This is a genomic window from Agrobacterium sp. (assembly GCF_059499945.1).
In genome coordinates this window covers 34645-55974 of record NZ_JCABZP010000003.1, presented here as the reverse complement: position 1 = coordinate 55974, position 21330 = coordinate 34645, and the positions used below count along the sequence as shown (strand labels likewise).

The window sequence follows — 21330 nt, the reverse complement described above, 5'->3', positions numbered from 1 at the left end:
TAAGGCTGATCGGCCTTCATATTGCGAAAGTGCGGAAACCTGTCCCGGAACGTTGCATCATCCTCGAGCATGAGCCGAGAATCTCACGGCAAACTCGTTCCCTAACGGGGGGAGCCCCGGAACGCCTCGTGGTGGATGGGAAAGGTCTGGAAACAGTATTTGAAAGCAAGGCTACGCAATACGGGAAATGCCTTGCAGCGCAGACTAGGCCGCTAATGTTTAATGAATGCTTTCACGGCGTTACGAGTTTTCGGCAGTAATTTTTGTAGTCTAGGACGACAAATCCGGATAGAGGCATCGCAGGTCGTGATCGATTGCGTGTCTTTACCGTACGTCAGAAAATCTCAGCGGTTTTTCAGCCAGTTCAGCACATAAACCCGCAGCGACGAGGACAGATTGCTGTCGGCGGCGCGGTTGTCATCTATTTCGGCAAGCAGGGCCGCGAAACTGATCTTGCGTCTGTCCGCAATGATTTTCAGCTCGTCCCAGAAGGCGTCCTCGAGTGAAATGCTGGTGCGGTGGCCGTGCAACGTCGCGGAGTGCTTGCGGATCATCAGATCGGTCTCCGGTGGATCCGGTTGGAGGTCTGAATCATATCTCCCCAGCAAGTCCCTGTTTTGCGATTCTTTTCCGATAGTCCCGAAATTCGCGCGGTCTGTCGGCTTGTCAGTCTTTGCCGACCGCGTCATCGGGTTTTTCGAGCCGCCCCTGATCGAGCGCCTTTTCGGCTTTTTCGTTCAGGGCTGATGTGAGATTTTTTTCCGCCTTGCCGCGGCCGAAGGACAGGCGGTTCTGCTCCGCCTGCTTTTCTTTTTCGCTACGGGCTTTCTGTTTCCGAAACTGACGTAGATTGACGATATCGGCCGCCATGGGGATATGTCTCCTCGGATCTCGTACGCTCGGGGTAAGCCGTTATTGCTTCTTGCGGAAGGCATCCAGCGAAACGACCGAGCCTTCCTTCTTTTCCTCGCCGGCCTTGGGCGTTTCGGAAGCGGCAGCCGGCTTCGGCTCATGGGAAACGGGATAAGCGGTGATTTCGGCTTCTTCCATCTCTTCTTCTTCGGCCAGAGGCACGTCGAATTCGAGTTCGAAATTGACGGAAGGATCGTAGAAACCTCTGATGGCATTATAGGGAATGACCAGCTTTTCCGGCGTATCAGAGAAGGAGAGGCCGATTTCAAAGCCGGTTTCGGTTACTTTGAGGTCCCAGAACTGGTGCTGGATGACGATGGTCATCTGTTCGGCATATTTCGCCTTGAGGTGCTGGGAAATCCGCACGCCCGGCGCGCCGGTCAGGAATGTAATGAAGAAATGGTGGTCGCCGGGCAGGCGGCTGGTTGCGGCCACTTCACCCAAAACCTTACGAATAACGCCGCGAAGGGCATCCTGTGCGAGAATGTCGTAACGGATATGATCCTGCCCCATGCGGTCCTGTCTTTCCCTTATTCGAACGTCTTTTCATGTGCGGCGCGGCTCGCGCGCCAAGGACGCTGTAACACTTTGAATCTTCGCGTAATCCTTGAGCCGGGATCATTTCCGATCCTGACGCTCACGCGTTGCCCAAGTATACGCAATGTCCTGAACGGCAGCAACGGAAAAGCCTACGCCGTTCGCAAGTCAGCTATCATATAATCAATTCAGGCAAAATGGAGAAGGTGGAGGTTTCTGTTGCCAGGTACCTCCGAACCCCGCCTCACGGGGCTAACCGTGAGGACTTAGAGCGGAATTCCCGCACCGCCATTAGGCAGCGAGAGCATATTCCTTAGCGTTGTTGTCATTTGCAACTACACTTGTGACCCGATAACGGCGGTATCATGCCGAGCAAAAGTTCGATCTTTACGCCCTTGTCGATCCTATTTCGCCCCCATCAAAAGCCGGCCTTCATCTTGAAAAGCCCGCCGGTTTTTGGTGGAGGCGCCGGGTACCGCCCCCGGGTCCAATAGGTTTATTACACCGACCGTTTATCGCCATAGCCGGGTTGCCCCGGCAAGGCTCATATAGGCGTTTCGCCCGCCCGAGAAAAGGGGGGTGATGACAATTCCATGAAAAGGTTTCGTGATTGCGGCCCGCACTTTAGACAATTCTTGACGACGAGGGATTGCTGTCCCATTCTCCCTGCAACCGGTCACCAGAAGCAACACCGGGCCGGGGACACACGAAGGAGTGGACATGACTGACTATCTCGCAGATGTGAAGAAATACGACGCAGCAGCCGACGAAGCCGTTGTCGGCAAGATCGTCAAGCATCTCGGCATTGCCCTGCGCAACCGGGATTCCTCGCTGGTGTCCGCTTCCGATCCGGAAGAGCTTGCGCGCGTGAAGGCGAGCTGGTGCGGCAAGAAGCTCGGCGTTACCGACGGTGCAGCCGATCAGGCGATCGATGCTGTCGCCAAGGCCATGGCCGCGGACCGCTCCAAGTCGCGCGTGACTTTCTACTATCTGGTCGCCAAGGAACTGGGTAAGCTTCAGTCGCTTTGATTTGATCCGGGGATAAGCCCGCATTAGGTGATTGGTTCTGCCGCCCTGTGCTATTATATTCCCTCGATATCAGGGAATCGGCGGCAGAACGCATGAAACAATATCTCGATCTTCTCCGGCATGTCATGGAAACCGGCTCCGACCGTGGAGACCGCACCGGCACGGGCACGCGCTCGGTTTTCGGTTACCAGATGCGTTTCGACCTTGCGCAAGGTTTTCCGGTTCTTACCACCAAGAAGCTGCATCTGCGCTCGATCATCCATGAACTCCTGTGGTTCCTGAGGGGCGATACCAATATTGCCTATCTCAAGGAAAATGGCGTTTCCATCTGGGATGAATGGGCTGACGAGAATGGCGATCTCGGCCCCGTCTATGGTGCACAGTGGCGCTCCTGGCCGGCGCCTGACGGTCGCCATATCGACCAGATCGCGCTTCTGATCGAGGCCCTGAAAACCAATCCCAATTCCCGTCGCCACATCGTTTCGGCCTGGAACCCCGCGCTGGTGGACGAGATGGCGTTGCCGCCCTGCCATTGCCTGTTCCAGTTCTATGTTTCCGACGGCAAGCTCTCCTGCCAGCTTTACCAGCGCTCGGCGGATATTTTCCTCGGCGTGCCGTTCAATATCGCCTCCTATGCGCTCCTGACGCTGATGGTGGCGCAGGTGACGGGGCTGAAGCCCGGCGATTTCGTCCATACGCTCGGCGATGCGCATATCTATGCCAACCATTTCGAACAGGCGCAGCTGCAGATGACGCGCACACCCAAGGCCTTGCCGACGATGCGCCTCAACCCTGATGTGAAGGACCTTTTCGGCTTTAAGTTCGAAGACTTTACGCTTGAGAACTACGAGGCCGATTCAAGCATCAAGGCGCCGATCGCGGTATGAGTGAGCCGCGCGTCACCATCATCGTCGCGGTGTCCGAAAACGGCGTCATCGGCCGCGACCTCGACATGCCGTGGAAGCTTTCCACTGACCTCAAGCGCTTCAAGGCGATGACGATGGGCAAGCCGCTCATCATGGGCCGCAAGACATTTTTATCCGTCGGCGAGCGCCCCCTGCCGGGCCGTCCGCATATCATCGTCAGCCGCAATGCCGACTACCGGCCTGAAGGTGTGGATGTCGTCTCGTCGCTGGACGAGGCCATGAAGCTTGCAAAAACCAAGGCTGCGGAACTGGGTGTGGATGAGGTTTTCGTGGCCGGCGGCGGCGAGATTTACCGTCAGGCCATGCCCTTTGCCGATCAACTTTCCGTCACCCATGTGGCGGTAAAGCTGGATGGAGACACTTTTTTTCCGGAAATCGATCCCGGCGTTTTTGAGAAAACCGAGGAAACCCCCGCTCCCGCAGGGGAAAGGGACAATTATCCCGTTCTGTTCACCACTTATGTGCGCAGAGCCGCGTCAAAGTGAACTATTTACCCCGATTGGGTATTTAGTTACCACCTCTGCGTTGAAACGGACGCTTCTCCTTCTTATAACGGGTCGATATTCCCGCCGCACGCGAGCAATCGCTTTCGAACGGAATCGGGAGAGGCTTTTATAAAGAGGTATTGATGCCCTGGAGCAATCAGAATGGCGGCGGCGGCCCTTGGGGCGGCGGCGGTGGAGGAAACAACCAGGGCGGCGGTGGCGGCCCATGGGGGCAGGGGCCTAACCGGCCTCGCGGCGGTGGCGGCGGCAATGGCGGCCCTCCTGATCTGGAAGAGATCATCCGGCGCAGCCAGGACCGTTTCAGGAATGTCCTGCCGGGCGGCTTCAACGGCGGCGCGGTTGCGATCGTTGTTCTCGTCGTTCTGGTTTTCCTCGGCATCCAGTCCATCTACACCGTCCAGCCGGACGAGCGCGGCGTGGAGCTGCGTTTCGGGCGTCCGAAGGATGAAATTTCGATGCCGGGCCTGCATTTCCATCTGTGGCCGATCGAGACGGTGGAAATCGTCAAGGTGACCGAGCAGCAGCAGAATATCGGTTCGCGCGCTTCGTCGTCTTCAGCGAGCGGCGTGATGCTGACCGGCGACCAGAACATCGTCAACGTGCAGTTCTCGGTGCTCTATACGGTCTCCGATCCGAAATCCTACCTCTTCAACGTCGACAGCCCGGCTGAAACCCTGCAGCAGGTTTCCGAAAGCGCCATGCGCGAAGTCGTCGGCCGTCGTCCGGCACAGGACATCTTCCGCGATAACCGTCAGGCGATCGCAGCGGATGTGCGCACCATCATCCAGTCCACGATGGACGGTTATGGCGCCGGCATCTCCATCAATGCGGTGGCTATTGAAGACGCGGCGCCGCCGCGCGAAGTGGCCGACGCCTTCGATGAAGTGCAGCGCGCCGAACAGGACGAAGACCGCTTCGTTCAGGAAGCCAACCAATACGCCAACCAGAAGCTCGGTGCCGCCCGCGGTCAGGCCGCGCAGATCCTCGAAGAAGCGAACGCCTACAAGTCGCGTGTCGTCAACGAGGCACAGGGTGAAGCGCAGCGTTTCATCTCCATCTACGACCAGTATCGCACCGCGCCTGATGTAACCCGTCAGCGCATGTTCCTGGAAACGATGGAACAGGTCCTGAAGGGCTCCAACAAGGTCATCATCGACGAAAAACAGGGTGTGGTGCCTTATCTGCCTCTGAACGAGATCATGCGCGGCAATCCGGGCGCGGCACAGCAGGGAGGCAACTAATATGGGCAACCGTCTTACGGCCATTCTCGTCGGCCTCGCCGTCGTGCTTTTCCTCGGTTATTCGTCGATCTTCGTCGTCAACGAGCGCCAGCAGGCCATCGTCGTTCGCTTCGGTGAAATCCAGGATGTCAAAACCGCGCCGGGCCTCTATTTCAAGCTGCCCTTCGCCTTCATGGACGCCGACCGCGTACAATATGTCGAAAACCGCGCGCTGCGCTTTGATCACGACAATATCCGTGTTCAGGTCTCCGGCGGCAAGTTCTACGAGGTTGATGCCTTCGTGGTCTATCGCATCACGGATGCACGCCGCTTCCGGCAGACGGTCTCGGGTGACCAGATGTCGGCGGAATCGCGCCTGCGTACCCGTCTCGACGCATCGCTGCGCCGGGTCTACGGTCTGCGTGGCTTCGAATCCGCGCTCTCGGATGCACGTGCATCGATGATGCAGGAAGTGCGTGACGATCTGCGTCCCGATGCGGAATCACTCGGCATCAGCATCGTTGACGTGCGCATTCGCCGTACCGACCTGACGCAGGAAGTCTCGCAGCAGACCTTCGAGCGCATGAAGTCGGAACGTCTGGCCGAGGCCGAACTGATCCGCGCCCGTGGTAACGAAGAAGCGCAGCGTCGCCGCGCTATCGCCGACCGTCAGGTCGTGGAATTCGAATCCGACGCGCGTCGTCAGTCCGAAGTGCTGCGCGGTGAAGGCGATGCGGAGCGTAACAAGGTGTTCGGTGAAGCTTTCCAGCGCGACCCGAGCTTCTTCGAGTTCTATCGCTCGATGGCCGCCTATTCCAGCTCACTGAGCGGAACAGGCACGACGCTGGTTCTGTCTCCGGACTCTACCTTCTTCCGTTATTTCAACAACATCGACGGTGTGCCTTCCGCGGCGCCTGCCGCACCTGCGCCGGCGCCGGCGAACTGATAACGGATAAAATGATTTTGGAGGGCCGGTTTTTACCGGCCCTTTCTTTTTGGTCCGTTTTCGTGCCAAAGCTGTGACTACGGGCAAGGCGTCCCCCGCCTGTTCACGAAAAGGTATTTTTACACTTCATCATTCCGCCTTATGCTTTGCCGATATATGCAGGGCAGGACTATTTGAAACGCGAGGACGCTTATGGCCGTGACCCTTCTTTCGCCTTTTCGCAGCAGCATCGCCGCAATCGCGGGCATCGCGCTTGTGGCGGGTAGCCTTACGGCACCGGTTGCGGCATTGGCGCAGAGCCATGGGCCGGAATCGGTGGCTGATCTTGCTGAGCCGCTTCTCGACGCGGTGGTGAATATTTCCACCTCGCAGAACGTCAAGACCGACGGCAAGGGCCCGGTTCCGCCGAAACTGCCGGAGGGTTCGCCCTTCCAGGAATTCTTCAAGGATTATTTCGACAGCCAGAAGCCGGAAGGCGGTGAAAAGGTCAATTCGCTGGGGTCCGGTTTCGTGATCGACCCGGCCGGTTACGTCGTCACCAACAACCACGTCATCGAGGGTGCCGACGCCATCGAGGTGATTTTCCCTAACGGTTCGAAGCTCAAGGCGACGCTGGTTGGCACCGATACGAAAACCGACCTTTCCGTCTTGAAGGTGGAGCCGAAAACGCCGTTGAAGGCCGTCAAGTTCGGTGATTCGCGCAGCATGCGCATCGGCGACTGGGTGATGGCCATCGGCAATCCCTTCGGCCTTGGTGGATCGCTGACGGTCGGTGTTATTTCCGCGCGCGGGCGTAATATCAATGCCGGCCCCTATGACAATTTCATCCAGACGGATGCGGCCATCAACAAGGGCAATTCCGGCGGTCCGCTCTTCAACATGAAGGGCGAGGTGATCGGCATCAATACGGCGATCATTTCGCCGAGCGGCGGTTCGATCGGTATCGGATTCGCCGTGCCGACGGAGCTTGCCCAGAATATCGTCCAGCAGCTCATCGAATTCGGTGAGACGCGCCGCGGCTGGCTGGGTGTTCGTGTCCAGCCCGTCACCGACGATGTGGCGGCAAGCCTCGGCATGGATAGCGCCAAGGGTGCGCTTATCTCCGGCGTCGCCAAGGGCGGACCGGTGGAAAATGGCCCGATCCAGGCCGGCGATGTCGTGCTGAAATTCGACGGCAAGGATATTCACGAGATGCGCGACCTTTTGCGGATCGTGGCGGAAAGCCCTGTCGGCAAGGACGTCGATGTGGTGATCCTGCGTGATGGCAAGGAGGAGACCGTCAAGGTCAAGCTCGGCCAGTTGCAGGATGCGACGGATGAGAAGGCCTCGGCCGAGGACCAACAGAGCGAAGACGGCGATGGCGGTGTGGTCGTACCGGAAGACGATGGCGGCACCGACGATCAGGCGCAGGACCAGACGCCGGAAGTGCGTGAAGCACCGCAGAGCGTGCTCGGCATGAATCTCGTGGTGCTGAGCAACGAGCTGCGCACCGAAAAGGGCATTGCCGAAAGCGTGGAAGGCGTGCTTGTCGCCAGCGTCGATCCGGGCTCGCCCGCCGAACAGAAGGGCATGAAGGCCGGCGATATCATCGTCGAGGTCGGGCAGGACTTCATGGAGGTTCCGGGCGATGTGCTGGTGCGCGTCAACGGCCTGAAATCCGAAGGCCGCAAGAATGCGCATATGATGGTGGCGGATGCCCAGGGCAATCTGCGCGTCGTGGCGCTGCCGCTGGAATAAACGCCTTTCGTCCGATCCGTCAGGAATCGGGTGGTTGTCATTCCGGCCGCTCTCTAATCCTTGGGCTCCATTAAACGGAGGCCAAGGATATGAAATTGCTTGAAAACAAGGTTGCCATCATCACCGGTGCGTCATCCGGCATCGGCCGGGCGACGGCGATGCTGTTTGCCGCTCACGGCGCGGCGGTCGTTCTCAATGCGCGCGGCGAAAAGGCGCTGCAGGAGGTTGCCGCCGACATTCGTGAGACCGGCGGCCGCGTCCACGCGGTTGCGGGTGATGCCGGTCTTGCCGAAACCCATTCCCGACTGGCAGAGGCGGCCGTGAGCGTGTTCGGTGGCCTCGATATCGCCGTCAATAATGCCGGTGCGGTGGGGGCCATGAAGCCGCTGGCGGAGATTTCGCCTGCGGAATGGGATGATGTACTCAACGTCAATCTTACCTCCGCTTTTCTGGGAGCGCGTTACCAGATACCGCTGATGTTGACGCGTGGCGGCGGCTCCATCGTCTTCACCTCAAGCTTCGTCGGCACCAGCGTCGGCATACCGGGCATGGCGGCTTATGGGGCGGCGAAGGCGGCGTTGATGGGGCTGGTGAAAGGCATTACCGCCGATTATGCCATCAGCGGTATTCGTGCCAATGCGCTGCTGCCCGGCGGGGTTGATACACCGGCAGCCGGCGATGCGGCGCAGAAGGAATGGGCCGCTGGCCTGCATGCGATGAAACGTATCGCTGAGCCGCAGGAAATCGCGCAGGCAGCGCTTTTCCTCGCTAGCCCCATGGCGAGCTTCGTCGCCGGAGCGGCGTTGTTTGCCGATGGCGGCAATGCGGCCGTGAAGTGATGTTCGGGCTTGGCGGGCAGGGTCTTATCGCGCCCGCCACTCCTCCAGCGTCAACGCATAGGTCACATGCGGGCGCAGATGCGGATGCGTCTCTTCCGGCACGCGCGGATGGTCGAAATCGCGTGAAGGATCACGCTTGAGGCCGATGCGCTCCATCACCCGCGTTGAACGCTGGTTGTTGTGCACGGCGAAGGAGACGATTTCCGGCGTCTCCTTTTCATCGAAGGCCATGACGAGCAGCGATTGCGCCGCTTCCGTGACATAGCCGTGGCCCCAGAAGCGGGTGGCGAGCCGCCAGCCGATTTCCATGGTTCCGAGCGGGAAGGGCGGGTCGAGATTCATGACGGGGGAAATGCCGCAGAAGCCCATGACTTCGCCGGTCTCGCGCAATTCCATGGCGTAGAAGCCGTAACCGCTGCCGCGGATCATGCCGTTGATGGTTTCCAGCACGGCGTCCGCTTCCGCATGGCTGCGGCGGAAGGGAAAAAACTCCATGACCTTTTCGTCGGCGTTGATTTCGCGGAACAGGTCACGGTCGCTCTCCTTCCACTCGCGCAGAATGAGTCTCTGTGTCTCTCGGATGATCATGGAGTGACAAAATCCGTCTTGCGGTAGCCCTGGATGTATAGAAGCGCGGTCAGATCACCATGGTCGATGCGCATCTGCGCCTCGGCTGCCACGGCCGGCTTGGCATGCAGGGCCACGCCCGCGCCGGCCAGATGCAGCATGCCGAGATCGTTGGCGCCATCGCCGACTGCCATTGCCTCTTCCGGCGAAATGCCGAGCTTTGCTGCAATATCGTTCAGCGCATCCACCTTGGCCTGTTTACCGAGGATGGGTTCGGCAACGGTGCCATCAAGTTCGCCATTGGTTTCACCCAGCAGATTGGCGCGGTCCTCGTCGAAACCGAGCATCGCGGAGACGCGGCCGGTGAAGACGGTGAAGCCGCCGGACACGAGGGCGGTGTAATAACCCTTGGCCTTCATGGTGGCGATCAGTTCCTTGCCGCCCGGGGTCAGCGTGATGCGCTTTTCGATGACGTCATCGATGACAGAGACCGGCAGGCCCTTCAGCAGCGCCACACGCTCACGCAAAGCAGGTTCGAAAGCGATCTCGCCATTCATGGCGCGGGCGGTGATGGCTGAGACCTTGTCCTTCAACCCGACTTCGGCCGCCAGTTCGTCGATGCATTCCTGGCCGATCATGGTCGAATCCATGTCGGCGATCAGAAGCTTCTTGCGCCGCTGATCCTGTTCCTGGATGACGATATCGATCGGTTTTCCGGCAAGCGCGGCTGCAATCGCGCTGCGTGCCTGTTCGATGGCAGCGCCGGAGGGCAGGGCGATATCGCAGGCAATGCCATCGGCCAGCCAGTAGAGGCCCGATGCGTTGACGGCCTTCGCGGCCGCTTCGCCGAGGGCCGGTGTCAGAACAGGATTTGACGGATTGGCGATAAGCGTGGCAACGAGAGCCATGATGAAAAACCTTGATGAGAATTTTGATGCGATCCTGATAACCGGCCCGACGGCAAGCGGCAAGTCCGCGCTTGCGCTTCGTTTGGCGCGGGAGCGGGACGGCGTCGTCATCAATGCCGACAGCATGCAGGTTTATGACACGCTACGGGTGTTGACCGCCCGGCCATCCGAAGACGAGATGGAGGGCGTTCCGCATCTGCTCTACGGCCATGTGCCGGCGAGCAGTCTCTATTCAACGGGTGAATGGCTGCGGGACATCTCTGCCCTACTTTCGGATTTACGGGCGCAGGGGCGTTTCCCCGTCATCGTCGGCGGCACGGGGCTTTATTTCAAGGCATTGACGGGCGGCCTCTCCGACATGCCCAACATTCCAGAAGACATCCGCGAGAGATTGCGCGCCCGGCTGGTCGAGGAGGGAGCGGCGGTCCTTCATGCGGAACTCGCCGGCCGTGATCCGGCCATGGCGGACACGCTCCAGCCGGGGGACGGGCAGCGTATCGTCCGGGCGCTTGAAGTGCTTGAGGCGACGGGGAAATCGATCCGGGATTTCCAGCAGGCCCGGGGCCCTATGATTATCGACCCCGACCGGGCGCAGAAATTCGTCGTCCTGCCGGAAAGGCCGGTGCTGCATGATCGCATCAATCGTCGTTTTGAGGCGATGATGGAGAGCGGCGCGGTGGAGGAGGTACAGGCGCTTCTCGCGCTCAATCTTCCGCCTGATGCAACGGCAATGAAGGCGATCGGCGTTGCCCAGATCGCCGATATGCTGGCCGGGCGCATGGGCGAGGCGGAGGTTATCGAAAAATCGGCGGCCGCGACCCGCCAATATGCCAAACGGCAGATGACCTGGTTCCGCAACCAGATGGGAGACGACTGGACACGCATCCAGCCGTGAAGGGGCTCAGTCTTTCCGGTAGAGGCTGCCGAGCGGCTTCTTCAGGAGGCTCTCGCGGAGCGAAGGGCGTGCATCGCCGGGCGGCGGGCCATTTTGCGCCTGCATCTGGAAACTGGCTTTGCGCAATTCGTTGACGGCGCCAGAGGCGGTATCGGGTGCCGCCGGATTTGGTGATGCAGGGAGCGTGCGGCCAGGCAGCATGTCCGGGCGATAGGGTTCATATCCCTCCGTTGCAGCTGTGCCCAGTTCCTGCTTCCAGCTATCGACCTCATCCGTTGACCGGTTCGGTGCTGCCGGTTCCGGCAGATCGGAAAAGGCCGCTTCAACGCTTTGCTGGAAGCCGGTGATAACGGGTTTTGCCGTGGCGCGCATGCGGGTGACGATGCTGTTCAGATCAACCGTATCAGGGGTTTCGTGGTTCACATGGCTGGTGATGCCGCTCGCCTTCGGCAATTTGGCCGTGACGACGCGGTCAAAACGCATGCGCATCGGTACATTGACGGCCTCGCCAAAAGCAATGGCCTCACCATTGCCGATGGACGACAGAAAACTGGTGGTCGATGTCGATGCGTTCGGTACCGCTGAAAGGATGATCTTCTGGTCGATCTCGTTCGAGAGCCGCATGGCGAAAACGGTCGAGCATTGCGACAGGATGGTCTGATCCAGCTCACTCGGCCGCTGGCTGATGACGCCGAGCGAAATGCCGTATTTGCGGCCCTCCTTGGCGATCTGGGCGATGGATTGGCGGGTGGGGAAAAAGCCGCGCTCGGGGTCGGCAGGCACATAACGGTGCGCTTCCTCGCAGACGACAAGCATATGCAGCGATCCGCGCGCCAGCACCGCCAGTTCGAAGGACATGCGGCAGAGGACCGAAACCACCGAGTTCACCACTTCTGAGGGAATGCCTGACAGCTGGAATACCGAAATCGGCTTTCCTTCCCCGGGAATACGGAAAATATGCGCCACCGTTTCCAGAATGGTGTCGCTGATCGTATTGCTGGAGAACATGAAGTTGTAGCGCGTATCGTTGATGGCCGAGAGGATGCGGCCTTTCAGCGTGCGCAATGCGGGTTTTTCGCCGCGTCCTTCCAGCCGTCCGATACGCTCGTCGATGAGGGCGAGAAGATCGGCCATGCGGTAGGGTACCGGCGTATCGGGTGTGATCGCGCTCTTGTCGGAGGTGCGGCGGACGGCGGAACCTTCGGTGCCGCGAAACGCCTTCTTCGCTTCGGGAATGATGTCGCGGAGGACATCCATTTCTTCCGGCACCGGCTTGCGACCGCGGAAGATGACCTCGGCAAATTCTTCAAGCCGCATCAGCCAGAAGGGCAGGTCCAGCGTATCCGTATCGATGACGACGGAATGATCGGGAAAAGCGGCCGCGAATTCATTGTGTGGATCGAGAATGAGGACACGCAGTTTCGGGTCGGTCTCGATCGCCTTGTTCAGAAGCAGCGAAACGGCGGTGGTCTTGCCCACACCCGTCGAACCGACGACGGCGAAATGTTTGGCAAGCATCTGCGGAATGCTGATGGCGGCGCCGATCGTATCGTCCTGTGTCAGCCTGCCGATCACGCAGGCGTCACGCTTGCCGCTGTCGTAGATCTTCGAGAGGTCGCTGGTGCGGATGCGGTGCGCCACCGCGCCGAGATAGGGGTAACGCGAGATGCCGGTGGAAAAGCGTTCGCTGCCGTCCTCGGTGCGGTAAACTTCGCCCACGAGTTCAACGTCGATCAGCAGCCTGTTCGGTCTGTCCGCTGCCCAATAGTCCTCGCCCGTGCGCATGGCGAAGACGAGGGCCGCGACACGGCTCGTGCCCATTTCGATCGAGATCAGGCGTCCGACAGACCAGAGCTGCGACACATCGGTGGTGCCCGGTTCGGTTTCGGCGGCAATGGTGGCGTGTGCGCCGTTACAGGCGATGACGCGGCCGAGCATGCGGTTCGCCGGCTGCTGGCCGGACCGCCGTTCGTTTTCGTCCATGCGGGACGCGTTATGAAACGTGTCGTTATTCACATTTTTTCCCGGTACATGCGATATCGCGGTGGTTCGGGCAGTATCTGCGCTCTTGATATTAAAATATTATGCTTAACAACAGGTGTACCGACTGCGTTCGAAAATTTCGCGGAAGTCTGCTTGCGGGTAATAAAAGAAGGCGGTGGCGATTTTTTCCTGCAATATGCGTTGACGGCTGGGGCTTTTGTGGCTAACACTCCGGCCCATGAAAAATCTTAACGTACTTATCGTGGTGGGACGGCGCATGGGCAGGATGGTGTAACCATCCGGCGAAAGCACCCATGCGCTGAACGAGGCTCCTCTAGGGGCCTTTTTTTATGTCTTCAAACAGGCCCTCGGGCTCCTCGATATCCAAAGCCAAAGCGGGATGGAAACAGGCAATGACGGATAAGGACAATACGGAAAACAGCAATCGCATGACAGGTGCGGAGATCGTTCTGCAGGCGCTGAAGGATAACGGCGTCGAGCACATCTTCGGTTACCCCGGCGGTGCCGTGCTTCCGATCTATGACGAGATTTTCCAGCAGGAAGACATCCAGCACATTCTCGTGCGCCACGAGCAGGGCGCCGGCCATGCGGCCGAAGGTTATGCCCGCTCCACCGGCAAGGTCGGCGTCATGCTCGTCACGTCAGGCCCCGGCGCGACGAATGCGGTCACCCCGCTGCAGGATGCGCTGATGGATTCCATCCCGCTCGTCTGCCTTTCCGGCCAGGTTCCGACATCGCTGATCGGTTCCGATGCGTTTCAGGAATGCGACACCGTCGGCATCACGCGCCCCTGCACCAAGCACAACTGGCTGGTGAAGGACGTCAACGAACTGGCGGGCATCATCCATGAAGCCTTTCGCATCGCGCAGACGGGTCGTCCCGGACCTGTTGTTGTCGATATTCCGAAGGACATCCAGTTCGCCACCGGCACCTACACGCCGCCTTCCGCCGCCATCCAGCATGAGAGCTACAAGCCGAAGGTCCAGGGCGACCTCAATGCCATTCATGCGGCCATCGAGCTGATGTCGAAGGCGAAGAAGCCGGTTTTCTACACCGGCGGCGGCGTCATCAATTCCGGCCCGGAGGCCACCCGTCTGCTGCGTGAACTGGTAGAGCTGACCGGTTTCCCGATCACCTCGACCCTGATGGGTCTCGGCGCCTATCCGGCATCGGGCAAGAACTGGCTCGGCATGCTGGGCATGCACGGTTCCTACGAAGCCAATATGACGATGCATGATTGTGATGTCATGGTCTGCGTCGGCGCGCGTTTCGACGACCGAATTACCGGCCGCATCAACGCGTTTTCGCCGAATTCCAAGAAGATCCACATCGATATCGACCCATCGTCGATCAACAAGACGGTTCGCGTCGACGTGCCTGTTATCGGCGATGTCGGCCATGTTCTGGAAGATATGGTCCGCCTGTGGCGCGCCTTGCCGAAGAAACCGGAAAAGGCGCAGACCGCCGACTGGTGGGCGCAGATCGAGCGCTGGCGTGCCCGCAACTCCTTCGCCTACAAGAACTCCAACGATGTCATCATGCCTCAATATGCGTTGCAGCGGCTTTATGAGGCTTCGAAGGGGCGTGACACCTACATTACGACAGAAGTCGGGCAGCATCAGATGTGGGCGGCGCAGTTCTTCGGCTTCGAGGAGCCGAACCACTGGATGACGTCAGGTGGTCTCGGCACCATGGGTTACGGCCTGCCGGCAGCCATCGGCGTTCAGGTTGCACACCCGGAAGCGCTTGTCATTGATATCGCCGGTGACGCCTCGATCCAGATGTGCATTCAGGAAATGTCCTGCGCCATCCAGTACGGTCTGCCGGTGAAGATCTTCATCCTCAACAACCAGTACATGGGCATGGTGCGCCAATGGCAGCAGCTGCTGCATGGCAACCGCCTGTCCAACTCCTATACCGAAGCGATGCCTGACTTCGTCAAGCTTGCGGAAGCCTATGGAGCGGTCGGCATGTATTGCGATGATCCTAGGGAACTGGACGAGAAGATCGCCGAGATGATCGCGGTCAACAAGCCGGTTATCTTCGATTGCCGCGTTGCCAATCTTGCCAATTGCTTCCCGATGATCCCGTCTGGTAAGGCTCATAACGAGATGCTGTTGCCGGATGAGGCGACGGATGAAGCTGTTGCCAACGCCATTGACGCCAAGGGCCGTCAGCTAGTCTGAGCCGGGAGAGGAAAAGGACATGAACGCACACCTACAGCCCACCGGCTCCGCCTATTTCATCCAGAAGGAAACGGCTGCCGTCGAAAATCATACGCTGTCGGTTCTCGTCAGCAACGAGCCGGGTGTTCTCGCCCGGGTCATCGGCCTGTTTTCCGGCCGTGGCTACAACATCGAAAGCCTGACGGTTTCCGAGACCGAACATGAGGCGCATCTATCGCGCATCACCATCGTCACGCGCGGTACCCCCATCGTGCTGGAGCAGATCAAGGCGCAGCTGGAACGTATCGTGCCCGTGCACCGGGTTCTCGATCTCACCGTTCGTGCCCGCGAACTGGGGCAGGAGCGGCCTATCGAGCGCGAAGTGGCGCTCATCAAGGTCGCCGGCACGGGTGAAGTGCGCGCTGAAGCCCTGCGCCTTGCGGATGCGTTTCAGGCCAAGGTGGTGGATGCGACTGTCGAGCATTTCATCTTCGAAATCACCGGCAAGTCATCGAAGATCGACCAGTTCGTGGCCATCATCAAGCCGCTCGGCCTGATCGAAATCTGCCGCACCGGTATTGCTGCGATGAATCGCGGTTCGCAGGGAATGTAATCTCCGTATTTGGAGCAGATGCTGAAATATAAGCCCGCGGTTCGCCGCGGGTTTTTTTATGGCGTTGTTCCGCTCGATCCAACATTCAACCGTATGGTTGACTTTCTGGATCGGCAGTCTATATTCAACAACATGGTTGAATTATCTGCTTCACATCTCGACACCGTCTTTCATGCTCTTGGCGATGCCACGCGACGCACGATGCTGCGTGATCTGTCCCGCGGCGAGCGCACGGTAAGCCAGCTGGCCCAGCCGTTCGACATATCGCTCGCTGCGGCTTCAAAGCACATCAAGGCTCTGGAAAATGCGGGTCTTATCCGCCGCGAGGTGAGGGGGCGCACCCATGTCTGCCGCCTTTCGCCGGAACGGTTGGCGGAAGCGCATGAATGGCTGGATTTCTACCGGCAGTTCTGGGGCAGTCGCCTCGATATTCTTGAGCAGATGCTCAGGGAGGATGATCAGGGAAAAATCCCTGCAGATGGAGGAAATGACAATGGCTGATATTGCAATGCCTGACGCCTATGGCCGTCTCGTCGAGCCGACGACCCTGAAGATCGAACGGCTGCTGCCGGGACCGATCGACCGGGTCTGGGCCTATCTGACACAAAGCGAACTTCGCCGCCGCTGGCTGGCATCCGGTGAAATGCGGCTTGCGCCGGATGCACCGTTCGAACTGGTGTGGCGCAACGATGAGCTTTCCGATCCGCCCGGCCGGCGCCCGGAAGGCTTTTCCGAAGAAGACCGTATGGCTTCCCGCATCATTACCGTGGTTCCACCGCACCGTCTCGTCTTTAGTTGGGGCGAAGGTGGCGAGGTCTCGATCGAACTTCAGGCTCTTGGCAAGGATGTGCTGCTGACGCTGGTTCATCGCCGGCTGGCCGACAGGAGGACGAGGCTTGACGTCAGCGCTGGCTGGCATGTGCATCTCGACATTCTCGCCGCCCGTCTTCAGGAGAAGGAGCCGGGGCCGTTCTGGGATACATGGCTGGGACTGAAAGAAGAATATGAGCGGCGTATACCGTAACGGAGCGGTGCTTTTTGGACACAACGGCGCGGCTTTCCGCGCCGTTTTTTTCAAGTGCGGCCTGCCGTGGCGGTGGCACAATTGCTTTGCTCACATTCCGATTCAACTACCTGATCGACAGATTCCGGACAGTCTCTTAACGTACTGTTATATCAAAGCATTTCCAGCGCGGTTCTGCGCGTCGGTGGCGGGAAGGCGGCATCGAGCGCCGCCCAGTCTTCATCGGTTATTTCAAGATCCGTCGCACCGCGGTTTTCCTCGACCCGCGCGATGCTGGCGGATTTCGGAATGGCGATGACGCCGTCCCTTTCCAGCAGAAAGGCGAGCGCCAGCTGGGCCGGGGTTGCCTGATAGGCCTTGGCGATGCGGATGAGTTCATGGTTCTTCAAAATGCGGCCCTGTTCGATGGGGGAATAGGCCATCAGCGGCACGCCATGCTCCTGGCACCACGGCAGCAGCGAAAACTCCGGCCCGCGTCGGGACAGGTTGTAGAGCACCTGATTGGCGGAGCAGTTCTTGCCGTCAGGAACCGCGAAAAGCTCCTCCATGTCGTCGCTGTCGAAATTGGAGACGCCCCAGTCGCCGATCTTGCCGTCGCTCTTCAGCCTTTCGAAAGCGGCTACGGTTTCCGCAAGCGGGTGCTCGCCGCGCCAGTGCAGCAGATAGAGATTGATGTGGTCGGTGCCGAGCCTTGCAAGACTGCGCTCGCAGGCTTCCGCCGTGCCTTTGGCGCTGGCGTTCCAGGGATAGACCTTGCTGACCAGAAACACCTCGTCGCGACGGCCGGCGATTGCCGCGCCGACCACTTCCTCCGATCTGCCGTCCGCATACATTTCCGCCGTGTCGACCAGCGTCATGCCGAGATCGATCGCCTTGCGGATGCTTTCGACCTCCTGCGGCGCGGATGATCGCGTCTCCCCCATGTTCCAGGTGCCGAGGCCAAGGGCCGGAACCTCTTTTCCTGATGGCAGGGTGACGGAAGGAATGTCGTCATACATGGGTTCGCTCCAGCGATTGGTGATTGGACAATAGCCCTTTGTTCCGACTTCTCAAACCCGGCATGGAAAGTATTGATCCATCAAAAAAATTGACCGCGCCCATCGATCCGGCGGGGTGGCTTGATGATGGTCCGACGGATAGGGTTTCTGCTCAAGGAGAAATCATGACTGCCGAAACCTTTGTCGCGCTGGTGCTGTTTGCCTTCACCACCTCCATCACGCCAGGCCCGAACAATATGATGCTGTTTGCGTCAGGGGTGAACTTCGGTTTCCGCCGTACCATCCCGCACATGCTGGGCATCGGCGCGGGGTTCCTGTCGCTGCTGATCGGGGTCGGCTTCGGTCTCGGCGCATTGCTGCATTCGGTGCCCGTTCTTTACACCGGCCTGAAATTCGCAGGTGGTCTATATCTCGTCTGGATTGCATGGAAGATCGGTACTTCCCGCAGCCTTAGCGAAGGTTCTGCCGCGTCGGCGCCGATGAGTTTCATTGCAGCCGCCGCCTTTCAGTGGGTCAATCCCAAGGCCTGGGTGATGGCGGTGACGGCGATGGCGACCTATACGGATGAGCGGCAATATTTCTTCACCGTTCTTGTCGTCGGCGTGGCCTTCGCTGCGGTCAATCTTCCCAGCGTTTCGACCTGGGCCGGCTTCGGCTCCGCCTTGCGCGACTGGCTCGCTGTGCCGGTTCGGCTCAAATGGTTCAATATCACCATGGCCGTGCTTCTCGTCATCAGCCTCTGGCCGATGTTGAAATAGCAGCCCTCACGTCGGAAACTGCCGGTAACATTCCTCGGCGATCGCCTGCACTTCGTCGCGCGTCAGTTCGGCGGATACGGCGTAACCCAGTTCGTTGTCGATCCAGTAGAAGGTCTCGATGCCGTCGGCGCTGGCCATGCGGAAGCTGGTGGTGCGGTTTTCCTCGTTGTGGCCGATCAGCACCGTCACCCTGCGGCCGGTCTTGTCCTGATACATCAGCATCGCGCCCGGCTTGCCGCTGACGGGAATAAGGCGCCCGCCGACGAGGTCATATCCGATCTTCGAGAGATCGGGGATGGTGAAGGGGTAGCCGAGCCGCTTGCCGAGCCATGTCGCGAGATGCTGCTGCTCTCCGGCGCCGACTTCAACGGGATGGCGCACCTCGCTCGCATAGATGAGATAGGCCGATTTCGCCTGTGCCGGAATATCCGTCGTCAGCGACGCCAGAGTCACGTCCTGCGGCGTGGAAAAAGACGGCGGCAGAAGCCTGCCGGCCGCAGCACCCGCCACGAAGATCAAAAGGGCGGCCGCTGTTTGCAGGAGAACCGGTTTTACCCGCCATGCGCGCTCCCTCTTTTGCGGGCTGAGCATCGATGCGTCATGCGGATGTGCAGCGGCATAGGAGGCGAAGGCATTGCGCAGAATATCGGCCTGTTTTCTCCATTCCTCCACGCGGGCCTGCTCTTCCGGCCTTTCCGCCAGCCAGGCCTCGACAGCCGCGCGGTCGTCGTCGGAAAGAAGTCCGTCGACATAGGCGTGCAGGTCGTCTTCGGTTATGGCGTCGGGCCGTTTCATCGTGGTCTCCGCAGGGGTATGATATTATCCGCCGCCAGGTGCTGGCGAAGGGTTTCGCGGGCGCGGGACAGTCTGGACATGACGGTGCCGAGCGGGATCGATAGTGTCTCGGCCGCCTCCTGATAGCTGTAGCCCTCCACCGTCACCAGCATCAGCACCGCGCGCATGTCGGGCGAAAGAAGGGCGAGCGCGCCGTGCAGGCGGTCATTCTCCAGCGTGTCGGAGAGCGTCTCCGCGCCGGCGATGGTCTCATGGCCGTCGAGGCTTTCGGACGGGTGACGTTTCTCGGCGCGGTGGCGGTTACGATAAAGATTCGTCATTATCGTGTAAGCCCATGTTTTTAAACCTGTTCCGCGCCATTGCCTTTGATTGGCCAGCGCCTTTTCCACGCAGTCCTGCAAGAGGTCCTCGCCATCGGCGTCAGAACGGGAAAGGCTGCGGGAATAACGGCGCAGCATGGGTATCAGCGCCAGCATCTCCGTTTCGAAGCTGCCGGCTGCGGGGGAATGGTTCCCCCGCTTTTCGCCATTCATGCCATCAGGGTTTTGCGGCATCCCATACACCGTTCACACCATCACCGGTGGCATCGCCCTTCTTGGTATCCTTGACCCAGTAATAAAGCGGCATGCCATCCTTTGCCCACTGCATCTTGCCATCCTTGCGCTTCACGAGGGAATAGGCGCCCTCGGCCTTGTCGCTGGCGGCTGCGAAAAACGGCGGCCAGTTTACCGCGCATTTGTCATAACAATTGGATACGCCCTTCTTGTCATTCTTGAAAGTGTAGAGCGTCATGCCTTTTTCGCCGGCAAGAACATTGCCTTTTTCGGTCTTGACCGTTTCGACCGCAGGGGCCGCATAGGCCGTTCCGGCAAAAGCCAGAACGAGGGCGGGAACGATAAAGCGGATCTTCATGGACATATCCTCCGTGGTTCGGGCGGCCTCTGCCGCCAGCACATCAAGAGACACCGCAAGCTGACGGATTATTCCCTGTCTCGGCGCATTTTTAAACTTATCCATTGAGCTAAGTGTTTTGATGTGATAGTTAGCCTTATGGAAAACTATTCAGATGCGCTCGATGATATCTTCCAGTCTCTTGCCGATCCGACCCGCAGGGCGGTGATCCTGAGGCTGGGCGGCGGGGAGGCGAGCATCGGAACGCTGGCCGAACCCTTCGACATGGCCCTGCCATCCTTCATGAAACATATCCGCCAGCTGGAAGAGGCGGGGCTGATCGTGACGCGCAAGCAGGGGCGTGTCCGGTTCTGCTCCCTGGAGAAGCAGCGGTTCTCCATGCTCGATGGCTGGCTTTCGCAACAGCGCGCCATCTGGGAAGGCCGCACCGACCGGCTCGAACAGTTTGTCATGGCACAACAGGACAGGATGTCCAGCAAAGGGGAGAATGACCGATGACCGAGACTTTCAATCCCGATCTCGACCTGAAGATTTCACGCATCATAAGGGCGCCGCGCCGGCTCGTCTGGAATGCCTGGACGGACAGAACCAGTCTTGAACAATGGTGGGTGCCGCATCCCGGCCAATGCCGTGTCGATAAAATGGAGCTTCATCCCGGCGGCGCCTTCGAAACGCGGTATAGCGAGGATGGCGCGGCCTTCGGTCCGCATGTCAAAGGATGTTTTCTGGCGGTGGATCATGAGGAGCGTCTGGTTTTCACCGATGCGCTGACCGCGGGTTTTCGCCCCTCCGCCCAGCCGTTCCTCACGGCCGTGATGACGTTTCGCGATCATCCCGACGGCATGGAATATGTGGCTTACGCCATGCACAACAATCTTGAGGATCGCAACAGGCACGCGGAGATGGGGTTCTTCGACGGCTGGAATACGGTTGCGGAGCAATTGGCGGCACTCGTCGAGAAGCAGGCGGCCCATTGAGGCCGTCATTCTCGTCAGGCGATTCATCTTTCGTTCTTTTTCTGTTGCGCACCACGCTCGAA

General features: G+C 59.4%; 26 protein-coding genes and 1 other RNA gene. 16 read left to right on the top strand and 11 right to left on the bottom strand.

Going from position 1 to position 21330, the window contains the following annotated elements:
• Positions 1–344 precede the first annotated feature (344 nt).
• The 4 genes from AC5I5B_RS02410 to ssrA all read right to left on the bottom strand — a co-directional run bounded on the left by AC5I5B_RS02410 (position 345) and on the right by ssrA (position 2027).
• Complete coding sequence (locus AC5I5B_RS02410) at positions 345–554, bottom strand: ribbon-helix-helix domain-containing protein (RefSeq protein ID WP_003507527.1); 210 nt, start codon at positions 552–554, stop codon at positions 345–347.
• 112 nt (positions 555–666) lie between these two features.
• Positions 667–870 (bottom strand): DUF4169 family protein, encoded by a 204-nt coding sequence (locus AC5I5B_RS02405; RefSeq protein ID WP_111834743.1) that lies wholly within the window; start codon positions 868–870, stop codon positions 667–669.
• A gap of 42 nt (positions 871–912) precedes the next feature.
• On the bottom strand, positions 913–1425 hold the full coding sequence (locus AC5I5B_RS02400) for an SspB family protein (protein ID WP_020009331.1): 513 nt from the start codon (positions 1423–1425) through the stop codon (positions 913–915).
• Positions 1426–1654: 229 nt separating this feature from the next.
• Positions 1655–2027, bottom strand: a transfer-messenger RNA (tmRNA) gene (gene ssrA / locus AC5I5B_RS02395).
• A 142-nt stretch (positions 2028–2169) separates the two neighbouring features.
• Here ssrA and AC5I5B_RS02390 point away from each other — a divergent pair.
• The 7 genes from AC5I5B_RS02390 to AC5I5B_RS02360 all read left to right on the top strand — a co-directional run bounded on the left by AC5I5B_RS02390 (position 2170) and on the right by AC5I5B_RS02360 (position 8652).
• Positions 2170–2478 (top strand): DUF2853 family protein, encoded by a 309-nt coding sequence (locus AC5I5B_RS02390; protein ID WP_060727396.1) that lies wholly within the window; start codon positions 2170–2172, stop codon positions 2476–2478.
• 92 nt (positions 2479–2570) lie between these two features.
• On the top strand, positions 2571–3365 hold the full coding sequence (locus AC5I5B_RS02385; protein ID WP_111834744.1) for a thymidylate synthase: 795 nt from the start codon (positions 2571–2573) through the stop codon (positions 3363–3365).
• Complete coding sequence (locus AC5I5B_RS02380) at positions 3362–3889, top strand: dihydrofolate reductase (protein WP_111781731.1); 528 nt, start codon at positions 3362–3364, stop codon at positions 3887–3889. Before AC5I5B_RS02385 ends, AC5I5B_RS02380 begins: the two co-directional genes overlap by 4 nt.
• Before the next feature lie 143 nt (positions 3890–4032).
• Positions 4033–5151, top strand: coding sequence for an FtsH protease activity modulator HflK (hflK, locus tag AC5I5B_RS02375; protein WP_003507538.1), 1119 nt, complete (start codon positions 4033–4035; stop codon positions 5149–5151).
• 1 nt (position 5152) lies between these two features.
• Positions 5153–6076, top strand: coding sequence for a protease modulator HflC (gene hflC, locus AC5I5B_RS02370; protein WP_060727395.1), 924 nt, complete (start codon positions 5153–5155; stop codon positions 6074–6076).
• Positions 6077–6268: 192 nt separating this feature from the next.
• Positions 6269–7813: a Do family serine endopeptidase gene (locus tag AC5I5B_RS02365; RefSeq protein WP_111834745.1), complete on the top strand. Its 1545-nt coding sequence runs from the start codon at positions 6269–6271 to the stop codon at positions 7811–7813.
• An 89-nt stretch (positions 7814–7902) separates the two neighbouring features.
• Positions 7903–8652 carry an SDR family oxidoreductase gene (locus tag AC5I5B_RS02360; RefSeq protein ID WP_111781729.1) on the top strand — a complete coding sequence of 250 codons (750 nt, stop codon included), beginning with the start codon at positions 7903–7905 and terminating at the stop codon, positions 8650–8652.
• Positions 8653–8676: 24 nt separating this feature from the next.
• Here the strand turns inward: AC5I5B_RS02360 and AC5I5B_RS02355 are convergent, their stop codons facing one another.
• Both AC5I5B_RS02355 and serB read right to left on the bottom strand, forming a co-directional pair.
• Positions 8677–9240, bottom strand: a complete 564-nt coding sequence (locus AC5I5B_RS02355; RefSeq protein WP_003507545.1) for a GNAT family N-acetyltransferase — start codon at positions 9238–9240, stop codon at positions 8677–8679.
• Positions 9237–10127 carry a phosphoserine phosphatase SerB gene (serB, locus tag AC5I5B_RS02350; protein ID WP_099086071.1) on the bottom strand — a complete coding sequence of 297 codons (891 nt, stop codon included), beginning with the start codon at positions 10125–10127 and terminating at the stop codon, positions 9237–9239. Before serB ends, AC5I5B_RS02355 begins: the two co-directional genes overlap by 4 nt.
• On the opposite strand from serB, the gene miaA reads away from it, so the two are divergent.
• Positions 10126–11022 (top strand): tRNA (adenosine(37)-N6)-dimethylallyltransferase MiaA, encoded by an 897-nt coding sequence (miaA, locus tag AC5I5B_RS02345; RefSeq protein ID WP_035213141.1) that lies wholly within the window; start codon positions 10126–10128, stop codon positions 11020–11022. The genes serB and miaA overlap by 2 nt on opposite strands.
• Before the next feature lie 6 nt (positions 11023–11028).
• On the opposite strand, the gene AC5I5B_RS02340 is transcribed toward miaA, so the two are convergent.
• Positions 11029–13038 (bottom strand): ATP-binding protein, encoded by a 2010-nt coding sequence (locus tag AC5I5B_RS02340; protein WP_099086072.1) that lies wholly within the window; start codon positions 13036–13038, stop codon positions 11029–11031.
• Between AC5I5B_RS02340 and AC5I5B_RS02335 the strand changes: the two genes are divergently transcribed.
• From AC5I5B_RS02335 to AC5I5B_RS02315, 5 genes are all read left to right on the top strand, one after another.
• Complete coding sequence (locus AC5I5B_RS02335) at positions 13018–13257, top strand: hypothetical protein (protein ID WP_162687082.1); 240 nt, start codon at positions 13018–13020, stop codon at positions 13255–13257. The genes AC5I5B_RS02340 and AC5I5B_RS02335 overlap by 21 nt on opposite strands.
• A gap of 161 nt (positions 13258–13418) precedes the next feature.
• Positions 13419–15212: an acetolactate synthase 3 large subunit gene (locus AC5I5B_RS02330; RefSeq protein ID WP_035213143.1), complete on the top strand. Its 1794-nt coding sequence runs from the start codon at positions 13419–13421 to the stop codon at positions 15210–15212.
• Positions 15213–15231: 19 nt separating this feature from the next.
• Entirely contained in the window at positions 15232–15804 is a 573-nt protein-coding gene (gene ilvN / locus AC5I5B_RS02325) for an acetolactate synthase small subunit (protein WP_003507555.1), read from the top strand.
• Positions 15805–15936: 132 nt separating this feature from the next.
• Positions 15937–16305: an ArsR/SmtB family transcription factor gene (locus tag AC5I5B_RS02320; protein WP_026363425.1), complete on the top strand. Its 369-nt coding sequence runs from the start codon at positions 15937–15939 to the stop codon at positions 16303–16305.
• Entirely contained in the window at positions 16298–16828 is a 531-nt protein-coding gene (locus AC5I5B_RS02315; RefSeq protein ID WP_003507564.1) for an SRPBCC family protein, read from the top strand. Before AC5I5B_RS02320 ends, AC5I5B_RS02315 begins: the two co-directional genes overlap by 8 nt.
• A gap of 152 nt (positions 16829–16980) precedes the next feature.
• Here AC5I5B_RS02315 and AC5I5B_RS02310 read toward each other — a convergent pair whose 3' ends face one another.
• Entirely contained in the window at positions 16981–17826 is an 846-nt protein-coding gene (locus tag AC5I5B_RS02310; protein WP_111834747.1) for an aldo/keto reductase, read from the bottom strand.
• A gap of 164 nt (positions 17827–17990) precedes the next feature.
• Here AC5I5B_RS02310 and AC5I5B_RS02305 point away from each other — a divergent pair, with 164 nt between their 5' ends.
• Positions 17991–18584, top strand: coding sequence for a LysE family translocator (locus AC5I5B_RS02305; protein WP_026363426.1), 594 nt, complete (start codon positions 17991–17993; stop codon positions 18582–18584).
• Positions 18585–18590: 6 nt separating this feature from the next.
• On the opposite strand, the gene AC5I5B_RS02300 is transcribed toward AC5I5B_RS02305, so the two are convergent.
• The 3 genes from AC5I5B_RS02300 to AC5I5B_RS02290 are packed head-to-tail and all read right to left on the bottom strand — an operon-like array spanning position 18591 to position 20297.
• Entirely contained in the window at positions 18591–19379 is a 789-nt protein-coding gene (locus AC5I5B_RS02300; RefSeq protein ID WP_003507567.1) for an anti-sigma factor family protein, read from the bottom strand.
• Positions 19376–19933, bottom strand: a complete 558-nt coding sequence (locus AC5I5B_RS02295) for an RNA polymerase sigma factor (protein ID WP_035213146.1) — start codon at positions 19931–19933, stop codon at positions 19376–19378. Before AC5I5B_RS02295 ends, AC5I5B_RS02300 begins: the two co-directional genes overlap by 4 nt.
• Positions 19917–20297 (bottom strand): COG4315 family predicted lipoprotein, encoded by a 381-nt coding sequence (locus AC5I5B_RS02290; protein WP_111834778.1) that lies wholly within the window; start codon positions 20295–20297, stop codon positions 19917–19919. Before AC5I5B_RS02290 ends, AC5I5B_RS02295 begins: the two co-directional genes overlap by 17 nt.
• 132 nt (positions 20298–20429) lie before the next feature.
• Here AC5I5B_RS02290 and AC5I5B_RS02285 point away from each other — a divergent pair, with 132 nt between their 5' ends.
• Positions 20430–20789 carry an ArsR/SmtB family transcription factor gene (locus tag AC5I5B_RS02285; RefSeq protein WP_020009350.1) on the top strand — a complete coding sequence of 120 codons (360 nt, stop codon included), beginning with the start codon at positions 20430–20432 and terminating at the stop codon, positions 20787–20789.
• Complete coding sequence (locus tag AC5I5B_RS02280) at positions 20786–21268, top strand: SRPBCC family protein (RefSeq protein ID WP_099086073.1); 483 nt, start codon at positions 20786–20788, stop codon at positions 21266–21268. The genes AC5I5B_RS02285 and AC5I5B_RS02280 overlap by 4 nt, the downstream gene beginning before the upstream one ends.
• Positions 21269–21330: the final 62 nt, after the last annotated feature.